This window comes from Arthrobacter sp. EPSL27 (genome assembly GCF_001512305.1).
In the GTDB taxonomy this organism is placed as follows: domain Bacteria; phylum Actinomycetota; class Actinomycetes; order Actinomycetales; family Micrococcaceae; genus Arthrobacter.
Genome location: NZ_LNUT01000003.1, coordinates 16,662 through 41,027 on the forward strand (window position 1 = coordinate 16,662; position 24,366 = coordinate 41,027).

18 protein-coding genes are annotated in these 24,366 nt (G+C 63.2%); 10 read left to right on the forward strand and 8 right to left on the reverse strand.

Going from position 1 to position 24,366, the window contains the following annotated elements:
- The first annotated feature begins 8 nt into the window (after positions 1-8).
- Both trxB and trxA read left to right on the forward strand, forming a co-directional pair.
- A complete protein-coding gene (gene trxB / locus AR539_RS02155) occupies positions 9-965 on the forward strand; it encodes a thioredoxin-disulfide reductase (protein WP_066432145.1) in 957 nt (318 codons plus the stop codon).
- A 39-nt stretch (positions 966-1,004) separates the two neighbouring features.
- Positions 1,005-1,331 carry a thioredoxin gene (gene trxA, locus AR539_RS02160; RefSeq protein WP_066432146.1) on the forward strand — a complete coding sequence of 109 codons (327 nt, stop codon included), beginning with the start codon at positions 1,005-1,007 and terminating at the stop codon, positions 1,329-1,331.
- A gap of 4,821 nt (positions 1,332-6,152) precedes the next feature.
- Here the strand turns inward: trxA and AR539_RS02165 are convergent.
- From AR539_RS02165 to rpmH, 8 genes are all read right to left on the reverse strand, one after another.
- Positions 6,153-7,442 carry a ParB/RepB/Spo0J family partition protein gene (locus AR539_RS02165; RefSeq protein WP_066432151.1) on the reverse strand — a complete coding sequence of 430 codons (1,290 nt, stop codon included), beginning with the start codon at positions 7,440-7,442 and terminating at the stop codon, positions 6,153-6,155.
- Between the two features lie 68 nt (positions 7,443-7,510).
- Complete coding sequence (locus tag AR539_RS02170) at positions 7,511-8,575, reverse strand: ParA family protein (protein ID WP_269433666.1); 1,065 nt, start codon at positions 8,573-8,575, stop codon at positions 7,511-7,513.
- An 86-nt stretch (positions 8,576-8,661) separates the two neighbouring features.
- Positions 8,662-9,312, reverse strand: coding sequence for a 16S rRNA (guanine(527)-N(7))-methyltransferase RsmG (gene rsmG / locus AR539_RS02175; protein ID WP_066432153.1), 651 nt, complete (start codon positions 9,310-9,312; stop codon positions 8,662-8,664).
- A gap of 17 nt (positions 9,313-9,329) precedes the next feature.
- Complete coding sequence (locus tag AR539_RS02180) at positions 9,330-9,944, reverse strand: Jag family protein (protein ID WP_066432155.1); 615 nt, start codon at positions 9,942-9,944, stop codon at positions 9,330-9,332.
- Positions 9,944-10,924, reverse strand: coding sequence for a membrane protein insertase YidC (yidC, locus tag AR539_RS02185; protein WP_066432157.1), 981 nt, complete (start codon positions 10,922-10,924; stop codon positions 9,944-9,946). Before yidC ends, AR539_RS02180 begins: the two co-directional genes overlap by 1 nt.
- Before the next feature lie 16 nt (positions 10,925-10,940).
- Positions 10,941-11,336: a membrane protein insertion efficiency factor YidD gene (yidD, locus tag AR539_RS02190; RefSeq protein WP_066432158.1), complete on the reverse strand. Its 396-nt coding sequence runs from the start codon at positions 11,334-11,336 to the stop codon at positions 10,941-10,943.
- The gene (gene rnpA / locus AR539_RS02195) at positions 11,329-11,739 is read right to left on the reverse strand and encodes a ribonuclease P protein component (protein ID WP_066432159.1); all 411 of its coding nucleotides are present in this window, start codon (positions 11,737-11,739) and stop codon (positions 11,329-11,331) included. The genes yidD and rnpA overlap by 8 nt, the downstream gene beginning before the upstream one ends.
- A gap of 41 nt (positions 11,740-11,780) precedes the next feature.
- Positions 11,781-11,918: a 50S ribosomal protein L34 gene (rpmH, locus tag AR539_RS18885; RefSeq protein ID WP_003800212.1), complete on the reverse strand. Its 138-nt coding sequence runs from the start codon at positions 11,916-11,918 to the stop codon at positions 11,781-11,783.
- Between the two features lie 463 nt (positions 11,919-12,381).
- On the opposite strand from rpmH, the gene dnaA reads away from it, so the two are divergent.
- From dnaA to AR539_RS02235, 8 genes are all read left to right on the forward strand, one after another.
- A complete protein-coding gene (dnaA, locus tag AR539_RS02200) occupies positions 12,382-13,803 on the forward strand; it encodes a chromosomal replication initiator protein DnaA (RefSeq protein WP_066432160.1) in 1,422 nt (473 codons plus the stop codon).
- A gap of 530 nt (positions 13,804-14,333) precedes the next feature.
- Complete coding sequence (gene dnaN, locus AR539_RS02205; protein ID WP_066432162.1) at positions 14,334-15,458, forward strand: DNA polymerase III subunit beta; 1,125 nt, start codon at positions 14,334-14,336, stop codon at positions 15,456-15,458.
- 166 nt (positions 15,459-15,624) lie between these two features.
- Entirely contained in the window at positions 15,625-16,509 is an 885-nt protein-coding gene (gene gnd / locus AR539_RS02210; RefSeq protein WP_066432164.1) for a phosphogluconate dehydrogenase (NAD(+)-dependent, decarboxylating), read from the forward strand.
- A 26-nt stretch (positions 16,510-16,535) separates the two neighbouring features.
- Positions 16,536-17,750, forward strand: a complete 1,215-nt coding sequence (recF, locus tag AR539_RS02215; RefSeq protein WP_066432166.1) for a DNA replication/repair protein RecF — start codon at positions 16,536-16,538, stop codon at positions 17,748-17,750.
- Positions 17,743-18,306, forward strand: coding sequence for a DUF721 domain-containing protein (locus tag AR539_RS02220; RefSeq protein ID WP_066432167.1), 564 nt, complete (start codon positions 17,743-17,745; stop codon positions 18,304-18,306). The genes recF and AR539_RS02220 overlap by 8 nt, the downstream gene beginning before the upstream one ends.
- Positions 18,307-18,761: 455 nt before the next feature.
- Positions 18,762-20,870, forward strand: coding sequence for a DNA topoisomerase (ATP-hydrolyzing) subunit B (gene gyrB, locus AR539_RS02225; protein WP_066432169.1), 2,109 nt, complete (start codon positions 18,762-18,764; stop codon positions 20,868-20,870).
- A gap of 61 nt (positions 20,871-20,931) precedes the next feature.
- The gene (gene gyrA, locus AR539_RS02230; protein ID WP_066432172.1) at positions 20,932-23,667 is read left to right on the forward strand and encodes a DNA gyrase subunit A; all 2,736 of its coding nucleotides are present in this window, start codon (positions 20,932-20,934) and stop codon (positions 23,665-23,667) included.
- Positions 23,664-24,302 (forward strand): DUF3566 domain-containing protein, encoded by a 639-nt coding sequence (locus AR539_RS02235; RefSeq protein WP_066432173.1) that lies wholly within the window; start codon positions 23,664-23,666, stop codon positions 24,300-24,302. The genes gyrA and AR539_RS02235 overlap by 4 nt, the downstream gene beginning before the upstream one ends.
- Positions 24,303-24,366: the final 64 nt, after the last annotated feature.

The window sequence follows — 24,366 nt, forward strand, 5'->3', positions numbered from 1 at the left end:
ACCGTTCAGTGAGCAACGCAGAAAACACCGCGTCAGACGTACGTGATGTCATCATCGTCGGCTCCGGCCCCGCGGGCTACACGGCTGCTGTTTACACGGCACGGGCCAACCTGAAGCCGCTGCTCCTGGCCGGTTCGGTCACCGCCGGCGGCGAGCTCATGAACACGACCGACGTCGAGAACTACCCGGGATTCCCGGAAGGCATCATGGGTCCGGACCTGATGGAGAACTTCGAAAAGCAGGCTGCCCGCTTCGGCACCGAGATCCAGTTCGAGGATGTCACCGACCTCGACCTCGAGGGTGACATCAAGACCGTGACCATCGGCTCCGGAGAAACCTTCCGCGCCCGGTCCATCATTCTGTCGACCGGCTCGGCCTACCGTGAACTCGGACTGCCCAACGAGAAGCGCCTCTCCGGACACGGAGTGAGCTGGTGTGCAACCTGCGACGGTTTCTTCTTCAAGGACCAGGACATCGCCGTGATCGGCGGCGGGGACTCCGCAATGGAAGAAGCCCTGTTCCTGACCAAGTTCGCGAAGTCCGTTACGGTGGTCCACCGGCGCGACACACTCCGCGCATCCAAGATCATGGCCGACCGTGCCATGGCCCACGAGAAGATCAACTTCATCTGGAACACCGGCGTCGAGGACGTCCTCGGACAGGACAAGGTCACCGGCCTGATGCTGAAGAACCTCGTGGACGGTACCGAGACGGAGCTTGCCGTAACGGGCGTCTTCGTGGCCATCGGCAACGATCCGCGCACGGATCTAGTCAAGGGCAAGCTCGACCTGACCGCCGAGGGCACCATCGCTGTTGAAGGCCGCACCTCGAAGACCAGCCTGCAGGGTGTCTTCGCTGCCGGAGACGTGATCGACCCGACCTACCGGCAGGCCATCACCGCTTCCGGGTCCGGTTGCGTGGCGGCCCTCGACGTTGAGCACTACCTCGCAGACCTCCCGGCCTAGACCGGCGCGCAGCAACCCATCCAAGAGAGAGACAGGGCTATGAGCAACGCAAAAGACGTAACAGACGCTAGCTTCAGCACCGATGTACTGGCTTCGGCCAAGCCGGTCATTGTGGACTTCTGGGCTGAGTGGTGCGGCCCGTGCCGCAAACTCGGACCGATCCTGGACGAGATCTCGGTCGAGTACAGCGAGAAGGTTGAGGTCGTTAAGTTGAACGTCGACGACAACCCCGCGATCGCTGCCCAGTACGGCATCACGTCCATCCCAGCCGTTTACCTGTTCCAGGACGGCGAAGTGAAGGGCACCGTCATCGGAGCCCGTCCCAAGCAGTTCTTCGAAAAGGAATTCGCGGACGTCCTGTCCTAAATTCCCCAGGCGCCGGCACGCTGCTGCCGGCAGGCCCGCAAGGTGGCCCCACGACCGTAACTGGTTGTGGGGCCATCTTTTTGCTGTGCGGGTGGTACATGGTGCTTCATCTCAGGAGTCACGGCCGCCGGGGGAGGGCACTTTCACCGGACCAACACTGGGCCTGCACCCCGCGACCTACTCATGGCTGAGGTATCAACGCAAATAAATAGAATAATGGCCTAGAATCCTCCTCATCGGGCGGAGGGGCGGCGGACATATGCGCGGCGAAATCCTTAAGAGGCTCCACTCGGATTTAGGGAAAGCCAAGCGGCGAATCAGTGAAGTCACGTGTGGCCGCCCCTGAACGTGAGCCGCTGCCACTCGGATTTCCACCCCGTAAGTCCACGGCAAACACAAAATGAGAAAGTTGCCAGTCGCGAAGCCTCACGCGACCGACAGGCATGCCTTTCCGTACACCTTGAGACCGACATCGACACGCGTTTTGTCCGACCTTGCAGGCCGGGCAGCCGCATCCTCTCCCACCAGGCAGGCAGGTATGCCTGCCTCGTTTCACGTGAAACATTGCCACCCCCTGAGGCGGTCCCTCCGGCCACGTAGAAGCACCCAAATATTGAAACTCGAGCGGCCTAGTGGCTTTGGAGCTTTTCAGGCGAAAGTTGAAGAGGAAATGAGGATGTTCGCAAGTTCATTTACGAGTGAGTCGGCATTTCGGTCCAGCTCTATCGTCCCGAACCATTTACCACCGGGAACTAAAACAGCAACGCAGAGCTCGCAAACGCCAGCTTTAGAGAAGGAGGCATCGGGACCGCCCGCACAATCCGTGATTTCTCCCGCCGCTGACGTGGATGCCAAATGTGAACCCAGGTGCAGGACTGGAAGCCGAGGTTCGGCTGAAGACGATGTTTCACGTGAAACGATCCGCACCTGGGCCTCGGCCGTTCAACTGCACGCCGCCTCCAGGGGCGTTCCTCCACCCACGATTGGCGGAATAGCTCTTTCATAAATACATCGCGCGTCGATATTGGATCATCAGCTGCGCAGGGGAGAGCTTGGGGTGCAGGGCGGCAGCTACTGGAGCGCGAAGCAATGTTTCACGTGAAACGGAGCGATCCCAACCGGCGGCCGATGCATAGTCTTCTATCTCTTGGCGATACTCGAGCACCCAAGCGGCGGTGGAACGCTGAGTATGATAACAATAGCTAGCTCTCGCTTAGTGTCACGCGAGTCCAGGTCCCCGCTCTCGCTCTACCAAATCACCTCACGTGGCGATGATCTGTCTGCCAATGACTGCACAAGAGCCTTCCATTGCGCGCTCCCTGCTGGTAACGGGGGTCCGAGGTGGAACAACAGGGGCTGCCCCAACAGCTCCGGAGGCCCCACGCACGCGCCCTTCGGGACGGTGGCACACCCTTCCGATGTGCATAACAAAGCGCGCAGTAAGACTGTGCTCCTAACCACCGGTACTAATCCCACCAGAAGTATTCGCAGTCCGATCATGTTTCACGTGAAACGCGGTCAGCAGTCGGATGGCTGCCAAAGCCAGGAGGTCAGGCCGGGAATCAGATCGGATCGCGCTCGACGACCCCCACCAGCCGTGTAGCAGCCTAATGACCACAGGCTGCGTGGCCGCGCGTAGAAGGCGCGGGACACCGGGAGATAGGCATCTGCTGCCTCTTGGTCCGTGTAGGGAGCAAGAATCTCAGACAAGGTCGGATGTCGGCTGGCCCGCAGTACACGGCCCACACCCACACCCACATACTCTGCCACCTCGCCAACGCCAGGAAGACACCCGTTGGCGCGTCTACATGCTGCCCTTCCGGCACCCAGTGGCGTCGGAGGGCAGCGCGCCACCACGAGTCACACCTGCTCGAGCCCGCCCTGAATGTCGGTCACCGCTCACGAGGGGAAATCAAGCTGACTCCATCTCGCAACGGGAGACCTCGACATCAACGGGAAGAGGCATCCACGGCAATATCCGACAACGGACTACCTAGAACGGTCGTGGGCCTGGACCGGCCGAGCGGGACGGAGCCAATCTTTACGGAAAGGCCAATGCTCTGGGACAACTGGCAGAGAAGTGCCTGCGGTACATCTGCCCTTGTCAGGCCGCCCTTGGGTCATCACATCGCTTATCTATACAACGAACCCGGAAGCGCTACGCACTCCGCCCGGCCCTGGCGCCACCCCTAGACCTCATTGCTCTCCTCTGCTGGTTCTGGCCAGGAATGAATCGTTCCGCGTACCGGAGGCCGGCCGCGGGGGATGGGCTTGCCCAGCCATAGGCAGTCGGTAAGGGTTCTGGAAGCGAAGGCCAGGTGCCCCGACGACGATCCAGCATTCCCGTTTCTGCCGCTTCGCCGTCCTGCAAAGCCGAGCAAGTCTGGAGGAACACCGCACTCCCTGTGAGGCGAAACCCACCTCATCCACAGTCTTCTCCACAGTAGTTATTCACATAGTTATCCACAGGCGCTGAGACGATTCTCACAGCCCACACGAACCTCATATATTGCATCCACGCTTTTCTCGATAAGTGACTCTCCACGACAATCACCGAAAGTCACTCCCGCAAGGCGCAACGTCCGGTCATCCGGCCCCAGCGTCGCCATGCGCCCTTCGGTCACAACATCCTTCAATTAGGCGGAAAATTAACCAGCTCTATGCGATTTATCGGTCGCTTCCACCTGTGAACTGCTTCACCCAGAGCAGCATCGATCTCGTTTCACGTGAAACATCTCAGCGCTGTACGGGTCGGTGCAAGATCGGCGCCGAAGCGCCCGACTCGGAGAACACTTGCAGGCGGAGGATGGAGACAAGGCCTCAGAACTAATCCACAAAGTTATCCACAGCAATATCCACCGTCTTGTCCACCACCCGACACAGACTCCTTAGGCCTGGATTGCTGTCACATCTGGTCCTCGGAAACGTCCCCGATGACAAACCTGCATCGGCATCCGAAACGGAAGGTCTCGCTGGTCAGCAACTGCAGCAGTCGGTTGGGTGGTTACTGGAATCTCTAAAGACAGTCCCGGGCGGGCAGCCAAGAAGCAACAAGCCTGCGGGTGGCCGCAATGCGATCATCCGTTGGGGAGCACGACCCGAGGCTCCACACTGAGGATTCAAGTGACTCCGATGGGGCGGTCGGATACAAACGGTTCGGTCTATCCCGCAGCAGCTCGTCACGGTTCCTTTCATGCGAGTCTGATCCCTGCATCCCTCACTAGGAGGAGGGATTTCTGGGCTCACCATGACGGGTACTCGTCCCGTACCGGCGGACCAGAAGCCTCCGGTAGATCCCCACCCTGAGGTGCTGCCACTATGTCACACACCAGCCGGCCCGCGGCTTTCCCGTCCTGGGGCCCGCTCTCTGACTGCTCTACCGTCGTACGGGTGATAACAGTGTGCACGTGGAGCCGACTAGGGAACCGAGCCGTGGGGCGACAGCTGAGGACAGGGAGCATGGCCGCCGCCAGAGGAACGGGAAGTAGTGCCCTGTGGAAGTCTCTGGGAGCGCCATGGGCCAGGTATGCGGGATCGCATCCACGGAGCCAGGGCTGATATCCGGCAGCATGCAGGAGAATCGGCGTTCCAGGAGAGTGGTCTGCGTGAAGCCACGCTCCCGCCAGGGATCGTCCTAGATTCCCTCGTAATCCTTCCAAGTGCCCTGACCTGATCGTCCTGCGCTAGACCGCCGCAGCCGGCGTTGGTCGACGTCGATGCGAACGTGAGGCCCCGGCCACCAGGATAACCCCATGCACTTCTGAGGCGCTCCTAGGGGAGCCTCAGGCGCACCTGGGGCAGGCGGACGAATCTGGTATGTCGTAGCCAGCTCCATGGCACGCCAGAATCCAGCGGGTTTCCCGACACACCGCAATCTGCCTTTTGAAGTGGGGGAGCCCGCGAGCCCTGAGGCCACCAAGAAGGCAATCCTGGGGCTGTAGGCCCCCTACCGGAGCGTCACGCGTCGGTCTGTGGCGCAGGTAGGACCTTAAGCCTCTAGCGACCCGAGAGGGGCTTGTAGGGCCGCTGAGGGTTTCTGTTCCGTGGCCCGGACAGCCCGCGGCGATACGTTCCTGTCCTGATCGCCGCGCACAAGCACCCCTCTGCTCGGAGGATTCAGTCATCGTTTCACGTGAAACCGCCGCCCGCAGGGGAGCGGGACTAGCGCGGCACTAGCCGGTGAGAATGCCTGCAGACTCTAGATGACGCGACAGTCCGGTACCGCAACGAAATACGCCTGGAGGTCTGTACCCACGAAACCGCGGCAGCCTGTAGACGACGTTTCACGTGAAACACGACTACCCGCCGCGCTGCATCTCGTCCAATACCGGCGAAAGATGGTGAATCGGCAACTCGTGGCGGCATTCCTGCTACGTAACTATGCCCGATTTATCGCTTCAGCCAGCCGGGGGCGGCGGCAAAATCGATTCTACGAGGGTACATCTCCGGAGACACTCAGCTTTCCCACGCCGGCTCCGGGCCTGATGGCATGCGGTACGGCATGCAAAGAACGGGCGGGCAGTGGACAGGGGACAGCTGAGACGCAAAGCCCCTGAATTCACGCTCCCAGCGGCGGTGCTCGCCGCGCACTGACGGGCCGGAGCCCACTCTACGAATGATGCAGTTCTGGACGCAACAGGAACACCTTGCCTGGGCTGCTTCACGGAACTTAGGCAACAGCGGAGAGAGGACCCGCCGCGCGGAGCACCTGATGCAAATCTTCTGAAGAGCCGGGAACCGCACCACAAGAAGGACGTCGCGCCAACAAAGAAGGGACCCGTTTCACGTGAAACGGATCCCTTCAGGGTCTCAAATGCGAGGCTAGCTCTGCGATCCCGGCGTGAGAACGTCCATGATCCGGTTGAGGTCCTCTACGCTGGCAAATTCAATGCTGACGCGGCCCTTGCGGGCACCCAGGGAGATCTTGACGTTGGTATCCAGGCGATCGGAAAGGGATGACGCCAGGTAATCCAGGCGCTCGTGCCGTGCTCCGGGACGCGGAATGTTGTTCTTCGGGGTCGAAGCAGGATTCTGGTAGAGGGTCACTGCCTCTTCGGTTGCACGGACGGACATCCCCTCGGCAACGATCTTCTGAGCCAGGCGTTCCATTGCGGCTGCGTCCGGCAGAGCCAACAGGGCGCGAGCGTGCCCGGCGGAGATGACGTTGGCGGCCACACGGCGCTGTACCAGCGGCGGGAGCTTCAGCAGCCGCAGCGTGTTGGAGACCTGCGGCCGTGAGCGGCCGATGCGGTCTGCCAGTTGTTCGTGCGTGGTCCCGAAGTCTTCCAGCAGCTGCTGGTACGCGGCTGCCTCCTCGAGGGGATTCAGCTGGCTGCGGTGCAGATTCTCCAGCAGGGCGTCCCGGAGGAGGTCGTCATCGGTCGTGTCCCGGACGATGGCCGGGATGGTTTCGAGGCCAGCGGCCTGTACTGCCCGCCACCGGCGCTCACCCATGACCAGTTCGTACGGTTCTCCGCCTTCTTCGGTTGAAGTACGGACAACAATTGGCTGGAGGACCCCGATTTCGCGAACGGAATGCACAAGCTCTGCCATGTCGTCCTCATCGAAGACAGAGCGCGGCTGTTTGCGGTTGGGGTGGATGTCCGTGACCGGAATTTCGGCAAAACGGACACCCGGCACCTCAACGAGCTCCGGCCCCTGGTCCTCAGTGACGGGCTCGGCAGCAGGAGTCGCCGGAACGGTCGCGGACGGTGAGTCGTCCTCTGCAGCCTTTCCGGCATCGGACTGCTCAGCCGCTTTGGACGTCGCTGCTTTGGACGTCGCTGCTTTCGGGGTCGCAGCCTTGACGGCAGGCGCTTTGCGAGCCGGCGCTTTCTTCGCGGTGGCCGGACTCTTCGGTTCAGCGGTGTCGGCCGCCTTCGCGGGAGCGGGCGACGGGGAGTCAGCCTGCACTTCTGCAGTCACGTCCTCCTCGGGCGCCACCACATCTTCGTCGGCTGCCGGGACCGCGGCAAGCGGCGTCCTCTTCCGGGCTTCAGGGAAAAACAGATCCACGGGGCGGGACGGCGCTGAACCGCTTCCGGATGCCGCAGCGGAACTTGGAATGAGTGCTCCAAGTCCACGGCCAAGGCCGCGTCGCTTATCGCTCATGGATAAATCCCTCCATTGGAAGAGCCGGGCGTCACCGGGCTCTAGTTAGTGCAATTCTCGAGAAGATTCTAACGTTCCGCGATTTCGGCTGCGGCTTCCAGGTAGGACAGTGCCCCGCTGGATGAGGGATCGTACGTCATGACAGTCTGCTGGTAGCTGGGGGCCTCGGAAATACGCACCGACCGGGGCACGACGGCGCCCAATACCTGTTCGGGGAAATGCTCGCGTACTTCGGCGGCCACCTGGGCGGCAAGATTCGTGCGGCCATCGTACATGGTCAAAAGAATGGTCGAGACTACCAGCTCAGCATTCAGGTGCTTCTGGATCATCTCGATGTTTTTGAGCAGCTGGCTCAGGCCCTCCAGCGCGTAGTACTCGCACTGGATGGGGATAAGGACCTCGCTGGCAGCACAGAACGCGTTGACCGTGAGGAGGCCCAGGCTGGGCGGGCAGTCGATGAAGATGTAGTCCAGGCGCTCTTCACCGTTCTTGGCGCGCTCCTTGGCATACACATCAATGGCACGGCGCAGACGCTGTTCGCGGGCCACCAGGCTGACGAGCTCAATTTCGGCGCCGGCGAGGTGGATGGTGGCCGGGGCGCAGATGAGCTTGGCAATGTCGGGGCACGGGGCCACCACGTCCTGCAACGGAACGTCTTTGATAAGCACGTCGTAAATGCTGTCAACGTCAGCGTGGTGTTCAATACCGAGGGCTGTCGAGGCGTTGCCCTGCGGATCAATATCGATCACCAGTACATTCAGGCCGGCAGCAGCCAGGGCGGCAGCGATGTTGACCGTAGTGGTGGTCTTGCCCACCCCGCCCTTCTGGTTGGACACGGTGAAGATGCGCGTCTTCTCCGGTTTGGGGAGTTCGCGGCCCAGCAGCCGCTCACGCCGCTTGTTTTCATGGGCGAGCTCGCGGGCGATGGGGCTGGAGTCATCAATGGAGTCCAGCACGTTCCGGCCGGCGGCCGCGGTTTCACGTGAAACACCGGCCATTCCGGTGACTTTTGCAACTGAAGCCGTGTGATTTACGGAATGATCCCGAGCGATTGCGGGCGCAACGAAAGCCCGCGCCGACCCCAAAGACACAAACGGGGGTATCCGTTGCGTGGAGGCTTCGCTACTGGTCACTGTGACACACTCACTCTCGTTCGGCTCTAGCTGCCGGTTACTAGCCTAACCTCTTACCCTGCGACTCCGCGGGCACCGGGCTGGTGCTAGGAAATCTTTTGAGGCCTATTCACAACGATTCGGACAACCGTGGTGGGTTCCTCGAGGAGGTCCTCGCCCACAACAACGACGGACGTCTCGGTGCCGCCCAGTTTGCGGATTACCTTCGCTGCCTTCTCGATTTCCTCACCGGCACTGCGGCCCTTGATCGCGACGACCTCACCCTTGCCCGCCAGAAGCGGAATGGTCAGTCCGGCGAGGTTGGAGAGTGCCGAAACGGCGCGGGCCGTCACGACGTCGGCGTTGACCATCCCCACGGCGAGTTCCGCACGGGTCCGCATGATGGTCACGTTGTCGAGTCCGAGGTCGTCCACGACTTCCTGGAGCCAGATCACCCGGCGCTCCAGCGGTTCGATGAGGGTCAATTCCAGATCGGGGCGGGCAATCGCCAGGCAGAGCCCCGGCAGGCCGGCGCCGCTTCCGACGTCGGCCACATGGCTTCCCTGGGCAATCTGGTTCTCGATCACGGCGCAGTTCAGGACGTGCCGGCTCCAGAGCCGCGGGATTTCCCGGGGGCCGATGAGTCCCCGTTCCGTTCCCGACGTCGCCAGGTGCTCCACATAACGCTTTGCCAGGTCCAGGCGGTCGCCAAAGATTTTCTGGGCTGCCGTCAGCTCGGCAGCGGTAATCTCAACCATCAAACTAGTCCGAGGCTTCAGTCTGCGGAGACGACGATGTGGCGGTCGGCGCCTTCGCCTTCGGACTCGCTGACGAGGCCCAGATCGGCGACGGCGTCGTGCACAATTTTGCGCTCGTAGGCGCTCATCGGCGCCAGGGCCACGGTGTCACCGGATTCCTTGACGGACGCGACGGCGTCTTCCGCAATCTTCTGCAGCTCGCCCGCCCGTTCTGAGCGGTAGCCGTTGATGTCCAGCACCAGGCGGGAGCGGTTCTCGGTCGCAGACAGCACCGCGAGGCGGGTCAGCTCCTGCAGCGCTTCAAGGACCTCTCCGTCCTCGCCTACCAGGCTCTCCAAGCCGGCCGATTCTTCTTCAGCGACGATCGAGATGTAGGTGCGCCCGTTGCGGACTTCAATGTCGATGTCGCCGTCGATGTCGGCGATGTCGAGCAGTTCCTCGAGGTAGTCGGCGGCGACGTCACCCTCTTCTTCCAGGCGGCTGGCTGAAGTGCCCTTGCCTTCCGAAACCTCGGCGCCCTCTTCAGGAGCCGATCCGGCGTCCTTGACCGCACTCAGGGCCGCGTCCTGGCTCCTGTTCTCGTCCCCGACGGTTTCAGTGGAAATAGCGTTTTCGGTGCTCTCGGCGGACATTACTTCCTCTTCCTGTTCTTACGTTGTGGCTGGACGCGCTGGCTCTTGGCCACGAGGGCGGCAGCGGCAGCAGCTTCGGCGGCCTCGGCTTCGGCCTTCTTGGCACCCGTCAGGGGCAGGGCCGGCAGGCCCTTCGCAGCACGGCGCTCGGCCAGGGCCTTGGCGGCGGGAGATCCCGGCGTCGGCATCCGGCGGATAACGAAGAACTGCTGGGCCATGGTCCAGAGGTTGGTGGTGGTCCAGTAGATCAGGACGCCGATGGGGAAGTTGATGCCGCCCACGCCGAAGACGATCGGCAGGATATAGAGCATCATTTTCTGCTGGCGCATGAACGGGCTGGCCATGGCCTCTTCGGACATGTTCTTGGCCATGATCTGCTTCTGCGTAATGAACTGTGAGGCCGTCATGGCCAGGATCATCACTATGGAAAGGATCCACACGGCCACCACGTTGCCGCCCGGGGGCGTGCCGTGCAGCAGGGTCGCGGAGAGCGGGGCGCCGAAGATGCTCGACTCGTCGAACTGCACCACCTGCTCATGGCTCATGGCACCAATGCCCTTGCCGGCGTCGGCCGCCGACGTAATGCCGGACAGCACGGTGAAGAGCGCGAAGAAGAACGGCATCTGGATCAGCATGGGGAGGCAGGCTGAGAACGGGTTGGTGCCGTGCTTCTTGTACATGGCCATCTGTTCCTGCGCCATGGCCTGGCGGGACAGCTGGTCGGTCTTGCCCTTGTACTTGTCCTGCAGCTTCTTCAGATCCGGCTGCAGCAGCTGCATGCCCCGCTGGGCCTTGATCTGCTTGACGAACACGGGAATCAGGGCGGCACGGATCACCAGCACCAGCCCGATGATGGACAGGGTCCACGTCCAGCCGGACGCCTCGGGCATGCCGATGGCACTCAGGCCATCGTGGAAGACCACCATAATGGCGGACACAAGCCACTTGAACGGAAACATGATTGTTTCAAAGAAGTCCATACGATATCCCTATTCGTCAGGCCGCAGAGCGGCCTTCTCCATCAGTCTGAGCAGCCAGGTACTTGTCCGGATTGTTCAGCACAACAATTGTGGGGGTGCGGTCAGCGGGCCATTCGCATTTGCCGGCGGGGACGTGGTCCACACCGCCGGCGTTCCAAGGATGGCAGCGCAAAAGCCGCCGGGCCGCGAGCCAGCTTCCTTTGACGGCTCCGTGCACCGTCACCGCCTCCAGCGCATAGGCCGAGCAGCTGGGAAAGAAGCGGCATACCTGGCCGTACAGCGGTGAGACCACCTTGCGGTACGCCAGGAGCAACAGGATGAGGATATTGCGGGGAAGGTTCCAGACCGCCCGGCCCAGCCATCCTGCTGCGGATTTTACGTGAGGGACGACGGCGGCAGTTGAGTTACGCACGCGGGGTCCCTTCCTGTGTTGTCTCGGTGGAAACTGGCGAAGCGGCCTTGGGAGGACGGCTGCCCAGCCGTTTCACAGTGCTTTCCAACGCGGCATCGTAATCCGAACGCAGCTGCTCCCAGCTGGCCCCGGCCGCGGCGGGCAGGGCCCGGACCACGATTGCGAACCCGTTGGCATGCGTCTGCAAAGACAAAGCGCCGACTTCTCTCAGTCTCCTCTTAACGAGGTTCCTGACAACAGCGTTCCCGACACTCTTGGAAACGATGAATCCGATCCGGCTTGGTTCGTCGGCAGCAAGAGCTGCCGTATATAACACTACGTTCCGGCGTCCATTGCGGACACCGGAACGTACGGTTGTGGAAAAATCGGTTGATGTCCTCAGACGGTTTCGGGTGGCCAGCACCTTTACACTCGCACAGGGATGGGGACCGACGAGTCAGTTATTTAAGCCGACAGCTCGGTGCGGCCCTTGCCACGACGTGCTGCCAGGATGGCACGGCCGGCACGGGTACGCATACGAAGGCGGAAGCCGTGCTTCTTGGCTCGACGGCGGTTATTCGGCTGAAAAGTCCGCTTGCTCACGTTAGTTACTCCAGTGGGATCAAAGGTGCGCCCACCCGATCAAGGGGAAGAACTGGTCGACGCTAAGTTTTTGTATGTGCCGCTTCGCCCTGACCCGCACGACGCGGGGCGTCGAAAAGATTCAAATAAGGCGAAAAGCGTACACATGGGACTTCACAACGTTAGGGCTTGCCGCCCTCCCGAGTCAAACCGGCGGCCCCCTCGGCGGCTATCCCCAGCTGTGGCTAACCCTGGCCGCAACCTGTGGATGAAGTGCGTCACGCACCCCGGAAACGAACTACAACGGTGTGATTATCCACAGGACAGATCCCAGCTATCTTCTGGCGTTTTCATCACCTAGAGTGTCTCAGTAGCCGATTATCCACGGGATGTGCATAACCCTGTGGATTAAGCCGGGCCAACTCGCTGGTTCAGGACTTGTGGCTGCACGCAATGCAGGCAAGCAAGTTTGAGGAACTGATTGATGACAGTAGACGAAGCCAACCAAGCCAACACTGTCGGAAGTTCCTGGCGGCGGGTAGTGAGCCTGCTTGAGAACGACCACCGGGTCTCACCCCGGCAGCGCGGCTTCGTCATCCTCGCCCAGGCCCAGGGCCTCATCGGTTCGACCCTCCTGGTGGCAGTTCCGAACGAACTCACCCGCGAAGTGCTGCAGACGCAGGTCAAGGAAGCCCTCGACGACGCACTCCGGAGCGTGTTCTCCGACGAAATCCGCTGCGCGATCGACGTGGACACCGATCTGGTGCCGCTCCACACAGAGCCGGAACCCGCCGTCGAGCTGTCCCTTGTGGCCGATCCGTCCGTGGAACTGAAGCCGCAGCCGATGCTGCCCAGCACATCCCACGAATTTGGCCGCCTCAATCCGAAGTACGTTTTCGACACCTTCGTGATCGGTTCCTCCAACCGCTTCGCCCATGCCGCAGCTGTGGCTGTAGCGGAAGCGCCCGCCAAGGCCTACAACCCTCTGTTCATCTACGGCGATTCCGGGCTGGGCAAGACCCACCTGCTCCACGCGATTGGCCACTACGCCCGCAGGCTCTACAGCGGCATCCGGGTCCGCTACGTGAATTCCGAGGAGTTCACCAACGACTTCATCAACTCCATCCGGGACGATGAGGGCACCAGCTTCAAAACGACGTACCGCAACGTGGACGTGCTCCTGATCGATGACATCCAGTTCCTGGCCGGCAAAGACCGGACGCTGGAGGAGTTCTTCCACACCTTCAACGCCCTGCACAACAACAACAAGCAGGTGGTCATCACCTCCGACCAGCCGCCGAAGCTGCTGGCCGGCTTCGAGGACCGCATGAAGTCCCGCTTCGAGTGGGGCCTGCTGACCGACATCCAGCCGCCGGAACTCGAGACCCGAATCGCGATCCTCCGCAAAAAGGCCCTCAGCGAGGGGCTCTCCGCCCCGGACGATGCCTTGGAGTACATCGCTTCGAAGATCTCCAGCAACATCCGAGAGCTTGAGGGCGCACTGATCCGCGTCACCGCCTTCGCCAGCCTCAACCGCCAGCCGGTGGACGTTGCCCTCGCCGAGATGGTGCTCAAGGACCTCATCACCGACGACGGCGCCCAGGAGATCACCTCGGCACAGATCCTGACCCAGACGGCCGACTACTTCAAGCTCAGCATGGAAGAGCTTTGCAGCAAGTCTCGGACCCGCACCCTGGTGACCGCCCGCCAGATCGCCATGTACCTGTGCCGCGAACTCACGGACATGTCCCTTCCCAAGATCGGGCAGGAGCTCGGCGGCCGCGACCACACCACGGTGATCCACGCTGACCGCAAGATCCGTGAACTCATGGCGGAGCGCCGGGTCATCTACAACCAGGTGACCGAGCTGACCAACCGGATCAAGCAGCAGCAGCGCAATGCCTGAGGCGATTCCCGCCTGAGCGGCCGCGCACTCTTACCTTATTAACAGGCGCCTGTGGACAAGCCTGTGGATAGTTAAGGGGACAACCGCGGTTAATGGGCTTAAAACCCTTAAGGCGTCTGTGGATCAGCTAAACGGCCGAAAATCTTATCCCCATCCACAGCCTGTTTAAAACCTGCTCCGCCCACAGCCCATGAACAGGGCTTAACCGCGGAATCGCACCGCGAAACAGGGTTATCCACAGTATCCACAGCAGTTATTAACACTACTAATCCCTTGAAAATGAAATCCCTCAAATAACAACTTCCTGCTGGACCCCCGCCCTGCCCTGGACCGTCCCGGCCCCCGGCCGGAAACGGATACCAGGCCGGGCATCCCGAACCACACGGATGTAACCCGGGGATGGGAGAATCACACTTCTTGCGGCTAAGCTGTCTGCAGTGTGTCCGTCCTGGACATCTTTTGTAATTCCCTGCCGGGCCGGTGGCCCGGCTACGAGCGATGACAGCAGCAATGAAAGGCGGCACCCTTCCGTGAAGTTCAGAGTCGAACGGGACGTCTTGGCAGAAGCCGTCACCTGGACCGCGCGCTCGTTGTCTCCGCGGCCCCCGGTGCCAGTGCTGTCCGGCCTGCTGCTCAAGGCTGAATCCGGAACCGTGAGCCTCTCGAGCTTTGACTACGAGACCTCCGCACGGCTTGAAATCCCCGCCGACATCAGCACCGAAGGAACCATCCTGGTGTCCGGGCGCCTGCTGGCCGACATCTGCCGCAGCCTGCCGTCCGCCCCTGTCGACATCGAGACCGACGGCAACAAGGTCACGCTGTCCTGCCGCAGGAGCAGCTTCCACCTGGCCACCATGCCGGAAGCGGAATACCCGCCGCTTCCCGCCTTGCCGGCCATCAGCGGCACCGTCCCGGGAGATTCCTTTGCCCAGGCTGTTTCCCAGGTGATCATCGCCGCCAGCAAAGACGACACGCTGCCGATCCTCACCGGCGTCCGCATGGAGATCGAGGACGACCTCATCACCCTGCTGGCCACCGACCGCTACCGCCTCGCAATGCGTGAGGTCCCGTGGAAGCCTGTCACCCCCGGCATCTCCACCAGCGCGCTCGTCAAAGCCAGAACCCTCAACGAAGTGGCCAAGACCTTGGGCGGCAGCGGCGACATCAACCTTGCCCTTGCCGACGACGACAGCCGGCTCATCGGTTTCGAGAGCGGCGGCCGCACCACCACGTCCCTCCTGGTGGACGGCGACTACCCCAAGATCCGCTCCCTGTTCCCGGAATCCACCCCGATCCACGCAACCGTGCAGACTTCCGAGCTCGTGGAAGCCGTGCGGCGCGTCTCCCTGGTGGCTGAACGCAACACCCCGGTCCGCCTCGCCTTCACCGAGGGCCAGCTGCACCTCGACGCCGGCACCGGCGAAGATGCCCAGGCCTCGGAAGAACTCGAGGCCCAGCTCACGGGCGAAGACATCACTGTGGCATTCAACCCGCACTATCTGATCGAGGGCCTCAGCGTCATCGAGACCAAGTTCGTGCGGTTCTCCTTCACCAGCGCGCCCAAACCGGCCATGATCACGGCCCAGAAAGACGCGGACGGGGAAGACCAGGCTGACTACCGCTACCTGGTCATGCCGGTCCGGCTGCCCAACTAGTCCCACCGCCACCCTCGCCTCGCAAGTCCCCATCGGCTCCCAGCCTTCGCAAGCTCAGGCAGGGACCCTCGCCGATGGGGCCCCACGGCCAGGGAACCCTGGCGGCGTGGGCCCACGCCGTTGGCCACCACCCGAAACACCCCAGCGCAGAAAAGAGATCATCTCAGTGCACATCGGACTGATCGGCCTTGGAAAAATGGGTTTCAACATGCGCGAACGGATGCGCAAGGGTGGAATCGAAGTCACCGGCTACGACCGCAACCCGGACGTCACCGACGTCGCGAGCGTGGACGAACTCATTGCCGCCGTCCCGGCGCCGCGGCTGATCTGGGTGATGGTCCCCTCCGGCGAGATCACCGACGCCGTCATCACCGAGCTCAGCACCAAGCTCGACGCCGGCGACCTGGTAATTGACGGCGGCAACTCCCGTTTCACGGAGGACCAGAAGCACGGTGCCGCACTGGCTGAAAAGGACATCCGCTTCGCCGATTGCGGTGTTTCCGGCGGGGTCTGGGGCCTGCAGAACGGTTATGGCCTGATGGCCGGCGGCGACGCCGCCGATATCGAACGCGCCATGCCCGTCTTCGATGCGCTCCGTCCCGAGGGCGACCGTGCTGACAGCTTCGTCCACGTCGGCGGGGTCGGCGCAGGCCACTACGCCAAGATGGTCCACAACGGCATCGAATACGGTCTGATGCAGGCGTACGCCGAAGGCTACGAACTCCTGGCCGCCAAGGACATCGTCACCGATCTTCCCGGCACCTTCCGCGCCTGGCAGAAGGGAACCGTGGTCCGGTCCTGGCTCCTGGACCTTATGGTCAAGGCGCTGGACGAGGACCCGGGCCTGGAATCGATCGACGACTACGTCGAGGACTCCGGCGAAGGCCGGTGGACCGTTGAAGAGGCCATCGCCAACGCTGTGCCCGCTCCGGCCATCACGGCGGCACTTTTTGCCCGCTTCTCCTCCCGCGAGGATAATTCCCCGGCGATGAGGATGGTTTCCGCGCTGCGCCACCAGTTCGGCGGGCATGCGACCCGGCCCGCAAAATAGTCCTGCCCTGAGATCCTGAACCCGGCGTGTACCTAGAACAACTTTCGCTCACAGATTTCCGCAGTTATGCCCAGGTGGATCTGACTTTCGAGCCCGGCGTCACCGTGCTGGTCGGTTCCAACGGCATCGGCAAGACCAACCTGATGGAAGCCATCGGCTACCTGGCCTCCCTGAGCTCCCACCGGGTCAGCTCCGATGCCCCGCTGCTGCGCTTCGGCAGCGAACGCGCCCTGATCCGCGCGAAACTGGTCCGCGGCGAGCAGTCCACGGTGCTGGAACTCGAGATCAACAGCTCGCGCGCCAACCGCGCCCGGATCAACCGCAGCAATCCGGTCCGCGCCCGGGACATTCTTGGCATCTGCCAGACAGTCCTGTTTGCTCCGGAGGACCTGGCCCTCGTCAAGGGCGATCCGTCCAGCCGCCGCCGGTTCCTCGACGAGCTCCTGGTCAGCCTTATTCCGCGGCATGCGGCCACCCGCAGCGACTATGACAGGGTGCTGAAGCAGCGCAATGCGCTGTTGAAATCTGCCCGGGCCGGCAAATTCACCAGCGGCCACGAGGCCACCCTGGACGTTTGGGACCAGCACATGGCGCGGGCGGGCGCCCAGCTGCTGCATGCGCGGCTGGAACTGGTGGAGCGGCTGCGTCCGCACCTCAACAATGCCTATGCCCAGCTCACCGACGGGTCCAAGGAAGCGGGCGCCATCTACCGCTCCACGCTGCAGGGTGCGCTGGAGGACGACGGCGCCGCACCGGCTGGACCAGGTTCCGGCGACGGGCCGGCGGAGGACCTGCGCCAGCTCTCCGTGGACGAACTTACGGAGCGCTATGTCCAGGCTTTCGCGGCATCACGGCGCAAGGAACTGGAACGTGGAATCTCCCTTGTCGGCCCGCACCGTGACGAGCTGGAACTTATCCTCGGTTCGGCGCCCGCAAAGGGTTACGCCTCCCATGGCGAAACCTGGTCCATGTGCTTGTCCCTGCGCCTTGCCTCGTACTACGTGATGCTTGATGACGCACGGACCGGCGGCTCTGCGCCCATCCTGATCCTGGACGACGTTTTTGCCGAGCTCGACGTCCAGCGGCGGCGTAAACTGGCGGCAATAGTATCCGGCGCCGAGCAAGTGCTCGTGACTGCCGCCGTCGAGGATGACATCCCGGCGGAACTGGCCGGGCGGCGGGTGAAAGTTATCCCCGGAGGGATCGGCGAGGAATCGATGAGCGGGAAGGTCGATGAATAAGGACACCGACGGCGGCCTGCAGCCGGGCCGCGACCCTGATGACATCGATGCTGCCCAGTCGGCGCTGAACAGAATGCGTGAGGCGGCCGCATCGCGCGGCGAAATCCGGCGCAAAGCCCCGCCGCGTCCCGGCTCCACGCCGCAGAAGGCCGGTCGGAGCGCCGGCAGCACCCGCGGCTTCGGACAGTTTCACGGCACCGGCCGGGATCCCATGGGGCTCGGAAAAGTGGTGGGCCGGCTCGTCGCCGAACGCGGCTGGACTTCCCCTGTGGCAGTGGGCTCGGTCATGGCGGAGTGGCCGGCGCTCGTGGGTCCGGAGATTTCCGCCCACTGCACCCCGGAGAGTTTCACCGACACCACCCTGCATGTCCGCTGCGATTCCACCGCCTGGGCCACCCAGCTCCGCCTGCTCAGCATCAGCCTGCTGGAGAAGTTCCGCACCGAACTCGGCGACGGCGTCGTGACCAAAATCCAGGTCCTCGGGCCCGCAGCGCCAAGCTGGCGCAAGGGCGGCCGGACCGTCAACGGCCGCGGCCCGCGGGACACCTACGGGTAACCCCGTCCGGGTCTGCCTGCCTGAAGCCCGCGGAGCATCCGGGCGGTGCGCACAGGTCCCGGCACGCCGGTATGAAGCACTTCTTGCAAAAGTATTGAAAAATCCGCAAACGGCGTGTAGGACGCTCAGACGCCCCGGAGCTGTATAGGAACCCCAGTCCTGCACCCCTAGAGCCTTGCAGGTGGAAGCCGTGGCCTCCCAGCGGCACTTTCCTCTCCGTTTGGGCCTCTGGAATGCGGGATTCGCCCCCATAGCACGGTAGAATCGTGGTAGATAACTGGGCGCCGGTGAAACGTTGACTGAGTCCGTTTCCGACGCTATTCCACGCGTGCGTAAACGGATCCTCACTCCAGCAAGAAACCGGCGCTGCCAGTGACGTGCCCGTTGGCAGTAGCTGTTTCCTCCGGGAAGGGGCACGGCCGGCCTTCAACGAAAAAGAGGAGTCGAAAGCGCCTGTGGCTAACGACAATGCAGAGATCCCGGCAGTGGAAAATGCCGCGAAAGCGGCAGAAACAGCGGTAGGAGAGGGAACGGCGGGCACCCCGCCGGAGGCCGACACCCGCCACGGCTACGGCGCCAGCGACATCACGGTGCTCGAAGGCCTGGAAGCTGTCCGGAAACGTCCCGGCATGTACATCGGTTCCACTGGTCCGCGTGGGTTGCACCACCTGGTTTACGAAGTGGTGGACAACTCCGTCGATGAGGCCCTGGCCGGCTACTGCACGCACATCGAGATCGTGCTGCAGGCCGACGGCGGAGTGAAAGTGGTGGACAACGGCCGCGGCATTCCGGTCGACATGCACCCCACGGAGCACAAACCCACCGTGGAAGTTGTCATGACCATCCTCCACGCCGGCGGCAAGTTCGGCGGCGGCGGCTACGCCGTGTCCGGCGGACTGCACGGCGTGGGCATCTCCGTGGTCAACGCGCTCTCCAGCCGGGTCGACACCGAGGTCCGCCGGCAGGGCCACGTCTGGCGGATGTCCTTCGCCGACGGCGGCAAGCCGCAGGGCAGCCTGGTCAAGGGTGAGGAGACCCCCGAGACGGGCACCACCCAGACCTTCTACCCCGATCCCGCCATCTTCGAAACCACGGATTTCGACTTCGAAACCCTCCGCGCCCGCTTCCAGCAGATGGCCTTCCTGAACAAGGGCCTGCGCATCACGCTCACCGATGAACGGCAGGCAGCAGAGGAACCGTCCGAGGACGGGGACCTCGACCTCGACGCCGTCGCGACCGAAGGCGAAGTCCCCGCCGAGTTCCACACCGTGGTGTACCAGTACGACAACGGACTGCTGGACTACGTGAAGCACCTGAACTCCGGCAAGAAGGTGGATGTGGTCCACGAGGACGTCATCGCCTTCGAAACCGAGGACACGGACCGGCACATCGCGCTGGAAATGGCGATGCAGTGGACCAACGCGTACTCCGAGAGCGTCCACACGTACGCCAACACCATCAACACCCATGAGGGCGGCACCCACGAAGAGGGTTTCCGCGCCGCGATGACCTCGCTCATCAACCGCTACGCGCGGGAGAAGAGCATCATCAAGGAAAAGGACGACAACCTCACCGGCGACGACATCCGTGAAGGCCTGACCGCCGTCATTTCGGTCAAGCTGTCCGAACCTCAGTTCGAGGGCCAGACCAAGACCAAGCTCGGCAACTCCGAGGTCAAGGGTTTTGTCCAGCGCGTGGTGACGGACGGGCTGGGCGACTGGCTGGAACGGAACCCCGGGCCCGCCCGTGACGTGATCCGGAAGGCCATCTCCGCGGCCCAGGCCCGCATGGCCGCCCGCAAGGCCCGTGACAACGCACGCCGCAAGAGCCCCCTGGAATCCTTCGGCATGCCGGGCAAGCTGTCCGACTGCTCCTCCAAGGACCCGCAGAAGTGCGAGGTCTACCTCGTGGAGGGCGACTCCGCCGGCGGTTCCGCCAAGCGCGGACGCAACCCCGAGACCCAGGCAATCCTGCCGCTGCGCGGCAAGATCCTGAACGTCGAGCGTGCCCGGCTCGACAAGGCCCTGGGCAACGCCGAGGTCCAGTCCATGATCACCGCGTTCGGCACGGGCATCGGCGAGGACTTCGACCTTGCCAAGCTCCGGTACCACAAGATCGTCCTCATGGCCGATGCCGACGTCGACGGCCAGCACATCACGACGCTGCTGATGACGCTGCTCTTCCGCTACATGCGCCCGCTGATTGAGAACGGCTACGTCTATCTGGCCCAGCCGCCGCTGTACCGGATCAAGTGGTCGAACGCTCCGCACGACTACGTCTACAGCGACCGCGAACGGGACGCGAAGCTGCTCTCCGGCCAGGCCGCGGGCCGTCGTATACCGAAGGACAACGGCATCCAGCGCTACAAGGGCCTCGGCGAGATGGACTACACGGAACTCTGGGACACCACCATGGACCCGGACCACCGCACCCTCCTGCAGGTCACCATGGACGACGCCCTGGCGGCCGACCAGACCTTCTCGGTCCTGATGGGCGAAGACGTCGAATCCCGCCGAAACTTCATTCAGCAGAACGCCAAGGACGTTCGGTTCCTCGATATTTAGCGGTTGTAGAAACCCTGAGTATTCCCGGACTGATATATACCTGAAACGGAAAATATAGACGATGAGTGACGAAACACCCGAAGTTCCGGCCGGACCGGCCGATGGCGAGACCGTAGTCGAGGGCACCGTCCTCGACACCGACGTGCTGATTGACCGGGTTGAACAGGTCGACCTGCAGACGGAAATGCAGCGCTCCTACCTCGACTATGCGATGGCCGTGATCGTCGGGCGCGCGCTGCCGGATGTCCGTGACGGCCTCAAGCCCGTCCACCGCCGCGTGCTGTACGCCATGTTCGACGGCGGCTACCGCCCCGACCGCTCGTTCAACAAGTGCGCGCGCGTGGTCGGCGAGGTCATGGGCCAGTACCACCCGCATGGCGACACCGCGATCTACGACGCCCTGGTCCGCCTGATCCAGGACTGGACCATGCGCTACCCGCTGGCACTGGGCCAGGGCAACTTCGGCTCACCCGGCAACGACGGCGCAGCCGCCCCGCGTTACACCGAAACCAAGATGGCCCCGCTGGCCATGGAAATGGTCCGGGACATCGACGAGGAAACCGTCGATTTCCAGGACAACTACGACGGCAAGAACCAGGAACCCACCATCCTGCCGGCGCGTTTCCCGAACCTGCTGGTCAATGGCTCCTCCGGCATCGCCGTCGGCATGGCCACCAACATCCCGCCGCACAACCTCCGCGAGGTTGCCGACGGCGTGCAGTGGTACCTGGCCAATCCGACCGCCAGCCGCGAAGAGCTGCTCGAGGAACTGATCCAGCGCATCAAGGGACCGGACTTCCCGACCGGCGCTACGATCCTGGGCCACAAGGGCATCGAGGACGCCTACCGCACCGGCCGCGGCTCCATCACGATGCGCGCCGTCGTGAACGTCGAGGAACTCCAGGGCCGGACCTGCCTGGTGGTCACCGAACTGCCCTACCAGGCCAACCCGGACAACCTGGCGATCAAGATCGCCGAACTGGTCAAGGACGGCAAGATCTCCGGCATCGCCGACCTCCGGGACGAGACCTCGGGCCGCACCGGCCAGCGCCTGGTGATCGTGCTCAAGCGCGACGCCGTCGCCAAGGTGGTGCTGAACAACCTCTACAAGCACACCCAACTGCAGGACAACTTCGCCGCGAACATGCTGGCCATCGTCGACGGCGTGCCCCGCACGCTCAGCCTCGACGCCTTCATCCGTCACTGGGTCACCCACCAGATGGATGTCATCGCCCGGCGTACCCGGTACCGCCTGCGCAAGGCCGAGGAGGAAGCCCACATCCTGCGCGCCCTCCTCAAGGCACTGGACGCGCTCGATGAGGTCATCGCCCTGATCCGCGCCTCCAGCACCACTGAGGCTGCGCGCGACGGACTGATGCAGCTCCTGGACATCGACGAACTCCAGGCCCGCGCCATCCTCGACATGCAGCTGCGCCGGCTCGCCGCCCTGGAACGCCAGAAGATCCAGGACCGCCACGCCGAACTCGAGGCCCTGATCGCCGAATACAACGCGATCCTCGCCTCCGAGGAGCGCCAGCGCGAGATCATCAGCACCGAGCTGGCCGAAATTGTGGCCAAGCACGGCGACGACCGCAAGACCAAGATCCTGATGGGCTACGACGGCGACATGTCGATCGAGGACCTCATTCCCGAAGAGGAAATGGTCGTCACCATCACCCGGGGCGGCTACGTCAAGCGCACCCGCAGCGACAACTACCGCTCCCAGCAGCGCGGCGGCAAGGGCATCAAGGGAGCCCAGCTGCGCGGCGACGACGTCGTCGAGCACTTCTTCGTCACCACCACCCACCACTGGCTGCTGTTCTTCACCAACCTTGGCCGGGTGTACCGCGCCAAGGCGTACGAGCTGGTCGAAGCGGCCCGCGACGCCAAGGGACAGCACGTGGCGAACCTCCTGGCTTTCCAGCCGGACGAGCACATCGCCCAGGTTCTGGACCTGCGGGATTACCAGCAGTCGCCGTACCTGGTGCTGGCCACCAAACGCGGCCTGGTCAAGAAGACCCGCCTGGAGGACTACGACACCAACCGCTCCGCGGGCGTCATCGCGATCAACCTGCGCGACGGCGACGAACTGGTCTCGGCCCAGCTGGTCTCCGAAACGGATGACCTCATGCTGGTCTCCCGCATGGGCCAGTCCATCCGGTTCACGGCCACCGATGAGGCCCTGCGACCCATGGGCAGGGCCACCTCCGGCGTCACGGGCATGAAGTTCCGTGAAGACGACGAACTGCTGGCCGCCGACGTCGTCACTGACGGGTCCTTCGTCTTTATCGTCACCGAGGGCGGCTACGCCAAGCGCACCGCCGTCGAGGAATACCGGCTTCAGGGCCGCGGCGGGCTCGGCATCAAGGTCGGCAAGTACCAGGAAGAGCGCGGACACCTGGTGGGTGCGCTGATCGTCCAGGAAGAAGATGAAGTCCTGGTGGTCATGGAGGGCGGCAAGGTGGTCCGGTCCTCCGTGGCAGGCGTCCCGGCCAAGGGCCGCGACACCATGGGCGTTATCTTCGCCAAGCCGGACAAGAATGACCGCATCATCGCCGTCGCACGCAACAGCGAACGCGGCCTCGAAACCGAGGACGGCGCCGACGCCGACGGTGCGGACGAAAATGCGGCCGAGGCCGGCGAAAGCCAGTCATCGGCGGCGGATGACGTAACGTTGGCTGAAGATACCGGATCCCGCGAGGGGTCCGCAGCGGAAGAATCAGCACCGGCCCCGGAATCAGATGAGTCATCAGGCGATGCCGAGCTGGACGAAGACAACACCGGAGGTAACGAGTGAGTAATTCCGACTCATATCCCAAGCCGAACAGCGGCGTTCCCGGCGGAGTGCGGCAGCCCGCCTCCGCCCCGCGGGTCAGCGCCCCGTCCCGGCCCGAGCAGCGGCCGGCAGCGGCCGGCGTCGCCGGTGCACCGGTGCAGCGTCCCCCGCAGGGCTCCGGGACGCCGGGACAGCGTCCCGCGCAGGGTCCCGCCGTGCCGGGCCAGCGTCCGGGACAGGCACGCCCGGGGCAGGGCACCAACGGCCTGATCAAGCCCGCGCCCAAGGCCAAGGTCCGCCGCGCCCGCCTGCTGGTCAGCAAGGTGGACCCGTGGTCCGTCCTCAAGATGGCCTTCCTGCTGTCCGTGGCCCTAGGCATCGTGACCGTCGTGGCCGCCATTGTGCTGTGGACGGTCCTGGACCTGACCGGCATCTTCGACCAGGTGGATGGACTGCTGGGGACTCTCGCAGGGTCCGAGGGCGGCGGCTTCGAACTGAAGAAGGTGGCCTCGCTGGGACAGGTGGCCTCATTTGCCACCATCATCGCGGTCATCAACGTGGTCCTGTTGACAGCCCTCTCGATGCTTTCGGCGGTGCTGTACAACATCTCGGCCACCCTTGTGGGCGGCATCGGCGTCACCCTCACGGACGACTAGATCCCATAGTTTTCCCGGAATTTTCCCGGGGAAATGCCTCGATTTGAGATCGGGCCGGGATGTG